General features: G+C 57.1%; 11 protein-coding genes. 8 read left to right on the forward strand and 3 right to left on the reverse strand.

Annotated features, from left to right (window positions below; genetic code table 11):
• Positions 1-128: 128 nt before the first annotated feature.
• The 3 genes from HFM78_RS03885 to HFM78_RS03895 are packed head-to-tail and all read right to left on the reverse strand — an operon-like array spanning position 129 to position 2,732.
• Positions 129-782, reverse strand: coding sequence for a J domain-containing protein (locus HFM78_RS03885; protein WP_287128109.1), 654 nt, complete (start codon positions 780-782; stop codon positions 129-131).
• 26 nt (positions 783-808) lie between these two features.
• A complete protein-coding gene (locus HFM78_RS03890) occupies positions 809-2,263 on the reverse strand; it encodes a UDP-N-acetylmuramoyl-L-alanyl-D-glutamate--2,6-diaminopimelate ligase (protein WP_287128110.1) in 1,455 nt (484 codons plus the stop codon).
• Complete coding sequence (locus HFM78_RS03895; RefSeq protein ID WP_287128111.1) at positions 2,250-2,732, reverse strand: hypothetical protein; 483 nt, start codon at positions 2,730-2,732, stop codon at positions 2,250-2,252. Before HFM78_RS03895 ends, HFM78_RS03890 begins: the two co-directional genes overlap by 14 nt.
• Before the next feature lie 131 nt (positions 2,733-2,863).
• Between HFM78_RS03895 and HFM78_RS03900 the strand changes: the two genes are divergently transcribed.
• From HFM78_RS03900 to HFM78_RS03935, 8 genes are all read left to right on the forward strand, one after another.
• Positions 2,864-3,184, forward strand: coding sequence for a hypothetical protein (locus tag HFM78_RS03900; protein WP_287128112.1), 321 nt, complete (start codon positions 2,864-2,866; stop codon positions 3,182-3,184).
• 39 nt (positions 3,185-3,223) lie between these two features.
• On the forward strand, positions 3,224-3,685 hold the full coding sequence (locus tag HFM78_RS03905; RefSeq protein ID WP_287128113.1) for a hypothetical protein: 462 nt from the start codon (positions 3,224-3,226) through the stop codon (positions 3,683-3,685).
• Complete coding sequence (locus HFM78_RS03910; RefSeq protein WP_287128114.1) at positions 3,682-4,566, forward strand: alpha/beta fold hydrolase; 885 nt, start codon at positions 3,682-3,684, stop codon at positions 4,564-4,566. The genes HFM78_RS03905 and HFM78_RS03910 overlap by 4 nt, the downstream gene beginning before the upstream one ends.
• Positions 4,567-4,706: 140 nt before the next feature.
• Entirely contained in the window at positions 4,707-5,753 is a 1,047-nt protein-coding gene (gmd, locus tag HFM78_RS03915; protein WP_287128115.1) for a GDP-mannose 4,6-dehydratase, read from the forward strand.
• Between the two features lie 8 nt (positions 5,754-5,761).
• Positions 5,762-6,703 carry a GDP-L-fucose synthase gene (locus HFM78_RS03920; protein WP_287128116.1) on the forward strand — a complete coding sequence of 314 codons (942 nt, stop codon included), beginning with the start codon at positions 5,762-5,764 and terminating at the stop codon, positions 6,701-6,703.
• Positions 6,697-8,121, forward strand: coding sequence for a lipopolysaccharide biosynthesis protein (locus HFM78_RS03925; RefSeq protein WP_287128117.1), 1,425 nt, complete (start codon positions 6,697-6,699; stop codon positions 8,119-8,121). The genes HFM78_RS03920 and HFM78_RS03925 overlap by 7 nt, the downstream gene beginning before the upstream one ends.
• Positions 8,118-9,056, forward strand: coding sequence for an FkbM family methyltransferase (locus tag HFM78_RS03930; protein ID WP_287128118.1), 939 nt, complete (start codon positions 8,118-8,120; stop codon positions 9,054-9,056). The genes HFM78_RS03925 and HFM78_RS03930 overlap by 4 nt, the downstream gene beginning before the upstream one ends.
• 6 nt (positions 9,057-9,062) lie before the next feature.
• Positions 9,063-9,896, forward strand: a complete 834-nt coding sequence (locus HFM78_RS03935; RefSeq protein WP_287128119.1) for an FkbM family methyltransferase — start codon at positions 9,063-9,065, stop codon at positions 9,894-9,896.
• Positions 9,897-9,965: the final 69 nt, after the last annotated feature.

Raw genomic sequence — 9,965 nt, forward strand, 5'->3', positions numbered from 1 at the left:
ACCCCCAGCCCCTCCCCCGCGAGCAGGGTAGGGGAGCAAGAATTAGAAAGGCTCTTCTGTCTTTTTCTACTGCCTTGGTCCCCCGTTCACGGGGCGGAGGGGCCTTCAGCTAGAGCGTTACCGTTACATCAGGAGTCCAGCAATTTACTAGCACAGAAGGCAGCTTTATCGCGCATCTCCATGGCAATGACAAAATGTTCTTTGCCCGTGTGGAGGTGGGTGTAATCGTAGTTCATACAAAAATAACCCAACTCATCTAACCCATCACGGACCTGATTGAGGCAGTGATAGAGGTATTCAGCCACACGGGCAGCAATGGCAGGGTTGGGCTGTCCGGTATAAAGACTCCAAGCGGCGGTGTACCCCGCTTCACAACTCGCTAGATAGGTCTGGAAAGCTTGGATATAGGTATCGTCGTAGGGGTCGTAGGCCAATTCGTTGAGTTGGTAGTCCAGAGGAATCAAAATCTGTTGGAGATGACGATTGACGGGGTGGTAGACCGCCTGTAACCAACGATTGAGTTGGACGTTTTCATCCACCACGGTGCCCCGACGGGGGACCGTCCCGACCCGGTAACTAGGACGGGCGCGGGTGTCATCGTAGGCTTGGCGGCGGTCAGCTTCACCAAGGATGGCGTAGGCGGCGTTGAGTTGGCGCATCCGCTCGGCCCCCTCCTCCCCATGCAGGTCCGGGTGACAGCGTTTCGCCAGCCTGCGGTAGGAAGCTTTGATATCCGCTGCCGTAGCACCGGGCTTGAGTTCGAGGGTCTGGTAAGGGTCCATGGCGAATTGTGACTACCTAGGCCATGTTATCGCACGGGTCCGCGCTGGGCTAAGGCGCGTCTGGCCTCCACCCGGTCATCAAAGGGGAACTTCTCGTGACCGAGAATCTGGTAGTCCTCGTGGCCCTTGCCCGCAATTACCACCCCGTCACCGGGTCGCGCTAGGGCAATCGCTTGGGCAATCGCCCGCCGACGGTCCACCTCAACCACGGTAGGCAGGGGGTCCATTCCTGCTACGACATCCTGTAAAATGCGCTCCGGGTCCTCGGTGCGGGGATTATCGGAAGTCACCACCGCCACATCCGCTAACCGCGCCACGATTGCCCCCATCAAGGGTCGTTTCGTGCGGTCGCGGTCGCCCCCACAGCCAAACACGGCGATGAGTCGGCCCCGCACAAAAGGCCGGATCGCCATGAGCAAATTCTCTAGACCGTCCGGGGTATGAGCGTAATCCACCACGACAGTGATGTCTTGGTCCGGCGCACTGACCCGCTCCACCCGGCCCGGTACCCCAGGGAAAGTAGCCAGAGAGGTGACGATCTGCGCCAAGGGAACGCCTAGATGTAGAGCCGCCCCCACCGCTCCCAGGAAGTTATAGAGGTTGAACTGACCGACTAGGGGAGCCTGGAAAGAAGTTTGACCGTGGGGCGTGACAAGTCGGCCTTGGATGCCCTGCTCTCCGAAAACTACCTCTGTGGCATGGATATCGGCATCCGGCGTTAGACCATAGCTCCAGGACTCAGGACAGCTAGCCAGCAACCTTTGTCCGTAGGGGTCATCCTGGTTGAGGATGGCACGACCCGCGAGAGATTCAGAGCTAAATAACTGAGCCTTAGCTTGGAAGTAGGCTTCGAGGTCCGGGTGGAAGTCTAGGTGGTCCTGGGTCAAGTTAGTGAAGACCGCTGCCTGAAACACGCATTCCTGCACCCGGCCCTGACTGAGGGCATGGGAACTCACTTCTAGCACCGCTCGGGGACAACCCGCTGCTAGGATTTGCGCCAAGGTCCGTTGGATATCTAGGGCGAACGGGGTGGTGTGGAGGGCAGTCGTCGAGTGCCCCGGCCAGCGGGCGTAGAGCGTCCCCACCAAACCCGCCGTGGGCTGAAGGAAATGTTCAATGAGATGAGTAGTGGTGGTTTTCCCGTTGGTCCCTGTCACGGCAACCAGTTCCATCTGTCGGGCGGGGAAGTTGTAATAGGCTGCCGCTAGTCGGGCACAGACCCGGCTGGGGTCCGCCACGGCTAATAGTGGGATTGCCGGGTCAGCCGGGATGATTAGTTGTTCAGAAACAATCGCTGCACAAGCTCCCCGCGCTGCCGCCTGGGGCCAATAGGCCCCGCCGTCCACCTGACTACCCGGCAAACCAATAAACAGATCTCCGGGCTGGACTTCTCTGGAATCCGTCTCAAGACCCGTCAGCGCGATGTGATGATGAGGATGGTCAGTCAGTCCAGCGCGGGTCAATAGTTCATCCAGGTACATCGGACTCCAGGACCTCGACGGTGACGCTGCGACTGTTGACCTGGATCGTCTTACCGTTGGTGAAAAGTGTAATATCTAAGTCCAACATGGACCCCGGGTCGCGCATCGTCGTCACCCAAGTCCAACTCAGGGGCGCACGGAAGGAACCAAAGGGGAGATTTTGGACTAAGGGCACGAGGTCAAAGGGATAGATCCCCGCCCCGTCGTCGTTGACCAAGACTTCGGCGTAAATCGTGGTTTCTGGGTCATCAATGACCAAGGCGGCATTCAGAGTGATGCGGAGGGCACAGGTTTTACGACAGGTGAAATTCGCCCGTGGGAAGAGCGTGGTCGCTTTTTGGTCTATGAGAACCGTCTTACTCTCAGTGCGGACCCAGGTATGGACCGGGCGACCGGAGATAACTTCAGCTTGGACGGGAGCTAGACCCAGGAGCAGACTGCCCCCCAACCCTAGAAATTTACGATGCATCGTTCTACGCGGTCAGTCTAGGTCATTGTACCGCTTTGGTCCCTACCCTTGGCAATCCCTTAGAAAATCGCAAGCCTGGGCTATTTTAGGAATTAATACTTATAAAATGCAGACAAAAGCGGAGTCCCATCATGTCCGTGCCCTTGACCCTTGCGGGAGTCCTCCTTTGGTCCCTGGCCCTCTACTTAAGTTTTTGGGAGTTGAGCGACCGCACGATTACTCAGGTCGCTAGTTGGCTCGGGCGCGTGAGCGCAACGACCTCCCTAGCTCTGCCCCAGGCTCTCGGTTCCTTGGTCAGTCTGCTCCCGGCTCTGGTAGGGGGACTCGGGCTCTTCTTCTTGTTGGCGAATACCTTGAGCTTCTCTTGGGCCTTGACCCTGGGCTTTATGGTGGCGACGGGCGCGGGGATTTATCAGTTGGGACGGTCCACGGGCAAAACTCGTAAGCCTTAGGCGTGGCACCATGGAAGGATAAACGTTGAGGCGTCAAGGATGCGGGGATTATTGGTGTTGGGGCTCGTGGGGCTGCTGAGTAGCGGGGTCCGGGCGGAGCAACCTCCCCAAGTCCGCCAACGGCTAGAGGCCATCGTTACCCAGATGAAGGGTTTGCAGTTTTGTAAGAGTGGCGGCTGTCTGTACCGCAACATCCAGTACATCCTCACCCCCGACAAGACCAAAAAGACCTACCAAGCCGTGGTCAAAGCTGATATCGAGCGGCGTTCCCAGACCTTTGACCGGGGGAGCTATCGATTTATTTTCCAGGAGCCGACGGGTTGGCAGTTGGTGGGCGGCACGGAGTCCACCGATGTCAACGAGACGGTCTATACCCAGAACCGCTACGAGTCCAATAGTGTCTACAGTCGTCAAGCTAACCGTGGGCTAGTGGCGGATCTACCCACGGGCTACAAATTCCTCTACTTACAAGTTCTCAACCAGGGACAAGAGCGGCGATGAACTGGTCGTGGCAGGGCCACCGGATTACCTATGTCCAAGCCGGAGAACAGGGGCCAGCCATAGTCTTGGTCCATGGTTTTGGGGCCAATGTCGGTCATTGGCGTAAAAATATTCCCGCCCTCAGCCAGGGACACCGGGTTTTCGCGCTGGACCTCTTGGGCTTCGGTGGGTCCGCGAAACCCGTGGGGGCTGATTATACCTTCGAGACCTGGGGCCAGCAGGTGGCGGACTTTGTTGCTGAGGTCGTCCAGGCCCCGGCTGTGGTGGTAGGGAACTCCATTGGCGCGATTGTTGCCCTCCAGACGGCGGTGATGAGTCCACAAGTCCAGGGTGTGACCTTGATTAACTGTTCCTTGCGGCTCTTACACCGGAGTAAGCGCGGTCAGATTCCCTGGTTGCGACGGGTGGGGACACCGCTGGTCCAAGGTTTACTCAGTAAAGGCCCGGTGAGTCGTTTTTTCTTTGACCGACTCCGCCAACCCGCCACCGTCCGCAAGATTCTCACTCAAGCCTACGGCGACCCCACCGCCGTCACTCCAGAACTGGTGGAACTGTTGATTGCTCCCAGCCGGGACCCCGGTGCGTTGGGGGTATTTTTGGCCTTTATCAACTACGATACGGGGCCTTTAGCTGAGGACCTGCTGCCCATAGTGACTTGCCCGGTCCAGGTCCTCTGGGGCGAGCTAGACCCCTGGGAACCCATCGCCCTGGGACGTACTTTCACCCGTTTCCCCCAAGTGCAGCGTTTTGTTGCATTACCGGGAGCGGGGCACTGTCCTCAGGACGAAGTTCCCGCCCGAGTCAACCCCCTGCTGGCTGAATGGGCTGACCTGTGCTTCCAAAATCCCAAAAAGCTAAGCCCAGAGGGGTCTGGGGCATAACATGTTATTCTTACGAAGATTCAAAGACTCCAATTCCTTGGCTAAAGCGTTGCCCTTGGGTATTTGGCTGGGGAGCATTAAGCGGTGCAGTATGAGTCGTCCCTGTCGCCGGATTGGGAAAAGCCGCCATTGAGGAAGATATGAAACGCGCTTTGATTACCGGGATTACAGGGCAAGACGGGTCTTACCTGACAGAATTTCTTTTGAGTAAAGGCTACGAGGTCCACGGGATCACCCGTCGCTCTAGCACATTTAACACGGACCGGGTGGACCATCTCTACACCGATCCCCACGATCTAGAAGCCCGGATGTTCTTACATTACGGGGACTTATCCGACGGGACGGGTCTGCGCTCGATCCTCGAACGGGTCCAGCCTGATGAGCTTTATAACTTGGCGGCTCAGTCTCACGTGGCGGTCTCCTTCCAGCAACCGGAATACTCGGTGGATGTGGACGCGCTGGGGGTTTTAAGGCTACTTGAAGCGGTGCGCGACTACTGTAAGCGCACGGGGAATGAGTTGCGTTTTTATCAAGCCGGGACATCCGAGATGTTTGGGGCCTCGCCGCCGCCACAGTCTGAGGGCACGCCCTTCTATCCCCGTTCGCCCTACGCCGCCGCTAAGGTCTACGCCCACTGGCAGACCATCAATTATCGTGAAGCCTATGGCCTGTTCGCCTGTAATGGGATTCTTTTTAACCATGAATCGGAACGGCGGGGCGAGACCTTTGTGACCCGCAAGATTACCCGCGCTGCGACTCGCATTAAGCTTGGTCTCCAGGATTTTTTGTATCTGGGTAATCTCGACGCTAAGCGCGATTGGGGCCATGCCCAGGACTATGTGGTGGCGATGTGGCTGATGCTCCAACAGGCCGAGCCGGAGGATTTTGTCGTCGCTACGGGGCAGTCCTACTCAGTGCGCGAATTTGTGTCACGGGTCTTTAAGTTGTTGGATTTGGACTGGGAGCAGTATGTCAAGATTGACCCGCGCTACTTCCGGCCCACGGAAGTTGAGTATCTGTGGGGCGACCCAACCAAGGCCCGGACGAAGCTGGGTTGGCAACCGACGATTACCCTGGATGAATTGGTGCGCCGGATGGTCAACCACGATCTAGAGCTCGCCCGTCAGGAGCAGACCCTCAAGGATGCGGGCTACCGGATTGCCCTACGCGGTATTGCGAACGGTTAGGAGGATGGATGGATAAACACAGTCGTATTTATCTCGCTGGACACCGGGGGTTGGTGGGTGGTGCCATCCTGCGCCGTCTTCAGCAGTTGGGCCACACGCAAATTCTGACCCGTACGCATCGTGAACTAGACCTGTGTTCCCAAGTCCAAGTGGAGCAGTTCTTTGAGCAGGAGCGGCCCGCCTACGTAATCCTGGCTGCGGCACGGGTGGGGGGAATTCTCGCTAACAGTACCTACCCGGCCCAATTCCTCTATGACAACTTGATGATTGCCGCCAATGTCATCCAAGCCAGTTACCGTTACGGCGTGACGAAATTATTAAACCTGGGGAGTAGTTGCATTTATCCCAAACTGGCCCCCCAACCGCTCAAAGAGGAATATCTACTCACGGGGCCCTTAGAACCGACCAACCGCGCCTACGCCGTCGCCAAGATTGCCGCCATCGAACTCTGTGACCATTACCGCGCCCAATATGGTTGTGATTTTATCTCCGCCATGCCCACCAACCTCTATGGACCGGGCGACAATTTTGATTTGCAAACGAGCCACGTCCTGCCCGCTTTGTTACGCAAGGTGCTGGAGGCTAAACAAACGGGCGCAACGACAGTAACGGTCTGGGGTAGTGGCAACCCCCGGCGCGAATTTTTGTATGTGGACGACCTCGCCGCCGCCTGTCTCTTTTTGTTGGAACATTTCTCAGGACCCGGCCCGGTCAACGTCGGGACGGGCGAGGACCTGAGGATTCGTGAACTGGCCCTCACCATCCAGGAAGTCGTGGGGTACAAGGGAAGTCTAGTTTTTGATAGCACTAAGCCCGATGGTACCCCGCGCAAGTTACTCGATGTGTCGCGCTTGCAGCAGTCGGGCTGGCAGGCTGAAATCGGTTTGAAGGAAGGGATTGGGCGGACCTTGGCTTGGTACTTGGCCTCCGCTGAGGTGCCCGGTTGCTGAGGAACGGTTTCTACAATGGCCTGGGTGGAATTGTCCGCATTGGTCTGAGCCTAGTGACGGTCCCATTACTCATTCACTTTTTGGGTCTGTCTGAGTATGGGCTGTGGGTCCTGGTCTCCTCCGCCGTGGCAGTGGTAGTTCTGGCTGAAGGGGGGCTGACCGTCACGACTACAGTCTTCGTCGCCCGTGACCTAGGGCAGGACAACACTTTAGGGATATCCCAAACCCTGACTGTGACGGCGGTAGCTATTCTCAGTCTCGCAACGGCGGCAGCCCTGGGACTCTGGGTAGGGGCTGAGCAGGTGGTCAACCTTTTTGGGACGCTCACGGTTAACCAACGAGCCGAGGCGGTCTTGGCCCTCCAGGTCAGTGGGCTGGTGGTGTGGACCCGGTTGGTGCAGCAGGGGGTGGTGGGGCTAGCCCAGGCATTTCAGTACTACGGCGGGCTCAATTTACTCAATACTCTCCAAGTGACCCTGACGAGCTTGGGGCTGATTGGGATTGCCGGGAGCGGTGGGCGGACGGTGGCTTTGATGCAGTGGCAGGCGGTGGTGGGCTTGGGGCTTTTGGTCGCCTACTTAGGCTTGGGCTGGTGGTGGGTGCGGGGTCTGGGGTTGCAGTGGTGCTGGGACTGGGTACGGGCGGAGCAGGTGTTGCGCTATAGCGGGCTGACTTGGTTGAGCAGTGTGGGGACGGTGTTGTTCTCCCAGGGGGACCGTCTGGTGGTCGGGGCCTTTTTGGGGACTGGACTCTTGGGGGTCTATGCGGCGATTACCAGTGTGGTCACGCAGATCAATACCCTCTCCGCCCTGATTGTCCAACCCCTCCTCCCCGCCTTGAGTACCCTCAGGCTCCAGCCCGAGGCCATGCGCCAAAAAGCGGTACAGGCTCTTCAGATCAATGCCTTGGTTGCCCTAGGGCTCGGGGCGGTCCTCTTTGCCCTGGCTCCCTGGATCCTCATGGTCTTAATTCCCACGGGGGATGCTCAAGTCCATCTCTCGGTCCTGCGCCTGATGACGGTTATTTACGCGCTCTATTCGCTCTGCGCGGTGGGCTATTACGTCCTCTTTGGCCTAGAACTCGTCCAAGTCAACACCTTCACCGTCCTGGCTTTTGGGGGCCTGTCGTTGGTGGGCGTTACGTTGGGTGCCCAGTTTGGTTTATTCTGGGTAGCGATGGGTAACTCTGCTTATCTCGGTAATTTGCTGCTCAATACCTTCGGTCTGGGTCAACTCGGGCTGTCGGGATGGCAATGGCTCAAGGAACTAGTGGTACCCCTAGCCTGTTTCGCGGTGGGGGTCAGCTTAGTACTCCTCCTGCCGCCCGTCCTCGCGCCCGTGGTCCTTGTATTACAGGCCATCACGTTCGGCCTCTGGTTCGCCCGTCAGGGCTACAATTTTTCACAGGTCAGGCAATGAATCCTCTGCGTGAAACCGTCAAGCAGTTGTGGCGAGCCTATGGTCGGCTCGGCTATCCCCTGCGCCCCCTTACCCAACTGGCGGAGGGACCACTGCGCTGGTATTATCGTCAATCGCCACTTTTGCGTCACGACAGTCGTTTTTATTGGAAACCCTACCTCCTGCCCCTGTTACACCGCGCCTTGGTCGTCGAACATCCTCAGGATTTCCGGGTTTACCAGGACCAGATTAAGTTTCGTTCCCAGGGCAGTGCGGTCTCGGTCCATGGCTACTATGTGGGTGAATTTGAATATCACCTCACCCAGTTCTTCGTTCAGCAACTGCGCCCCGGTCTGGTCATGTTCGATGTTGGTGCCCACCACGGCTATCACACCCTGGTGGTGGCCTATGAACTCAAACGGCGCGGTTGGGAGGGGTTGATTTACAGTTTTGAGCCTGACCCGGAGAATTTTAAGTTATTGGAATACAATGTCCGTCAAAATGGCCTTGAGCAATATGTTCGTTGTTACTGCAAGGCCGTCTCAGATGTGGAGGCGGAGCAGAATCTCCTGAGTAGCAGCAAAGAGAACAGCGATAACGTCCTCGAAACCACCCGTCCGCCGACGTTTGCACGGACGGATACGGTGAGCAAGCGCGTCTTGGTGACGACCCTGGACAGTTTTTTGCTTGAGGTGGAACGGGTAGACCTGATTAAGATTGACGTGCAGGGTGGTGAACCCCAGGTCCTCGCTGGGGCCAAGGCGATGATTGACCGTTTTCACCCGGTCCTGATTGTCGAGGCGGTGCAGGATTGGCCTTCAACGGCACAAACTAAAATCTTTTTGGGCGGACATGACTATCGCATCCAGGCAGTCACTGCCAGCGGTCAGTTATGTGACCTCGAAAGTCCGGCGGTTTACGTGTCCTGGGACTGGGTGGGTATCCCCCAAAGGTAGGTGTCTATGCTCCAGAAACTGACCAAGAAAGTTAAGAATCGGTTGCGCTACGAACTCTGGAAAGTCAACTGCCGCAATACGCCCAGGGCGGTCAACACCTTCACCCTGCCCGATGGTTCGCCCTTCCGCTATCCCCTCAACAGCGCGATTGGCGGGGCGATGTTTATTGATGGTTTTGAGAATTTGGAGGTCGCCTACGTGCGCCAAGTCCTCCAACCAGGGGATATCTTCCTGGATATCGGGGCGAATGGGGGGTTATTCACCGTAATTGCCGCCAAGCAGGTGGGACCGACCGGGCACGTCTACGCCTTTGAGCCGGGACTGCGGGAACTCGCCTTGTTGCGTGAAAATATTGCCCTCAATGGATTGACCAATGTGACGGTAATTGAGCGGGCGGTTAGTGACCGTAGTGGGACGACCCGCTTTGCCATCTCCACCGATGGGGCGATGAATTCCCTGGCCCAGACTAATCACCCCGGCCAAAAGATTGAGCAGTGGCTGACGATCCAAACCGTGAGCTTGGATGACTTCATCCAACAGGTCCCCTTGGCACAGGTCAACTTCGTCAAGATGGACGTGGAGGGAGCCGAACGACTCATCTTTGCCGGGGGTGAGCAATTTTTCCGGGCCTACCCTGGTGTGACGTTACTGTTTGAAGCCTCTGACATCAACGCCGTCGGTTTTGGTTATACCGTCAAGGATTTCTTGCTGTTTCTACAGGGTCTTGGCTTGAAATTGTTTTACTTTGATGAGATAGGACAATTAGCTCCAATACAGGGTGAGGATGTCAGTTTCGGGCGCGAGATCTACAACTTTGTCGCCATCAGCCCTAAGGAGTAAGCATGGTACTTGCTAAAATTGCCCGCCGGATTCGCCTCGCCCTGCCCTACCTAGAGAACCCCCAACTCA

The organism is Candidatus Cyanaurora vandensis (genome assembly GCF_013285555.1).
In the GTDB taxonomy this organism is placed as follows: Bacteria; Cyanobacteriota; Cyanobacteriia; order Gloeobacterales; family Anthocerotibacteraceae; genus Cyanaurora; species Cyanaurora vandensis.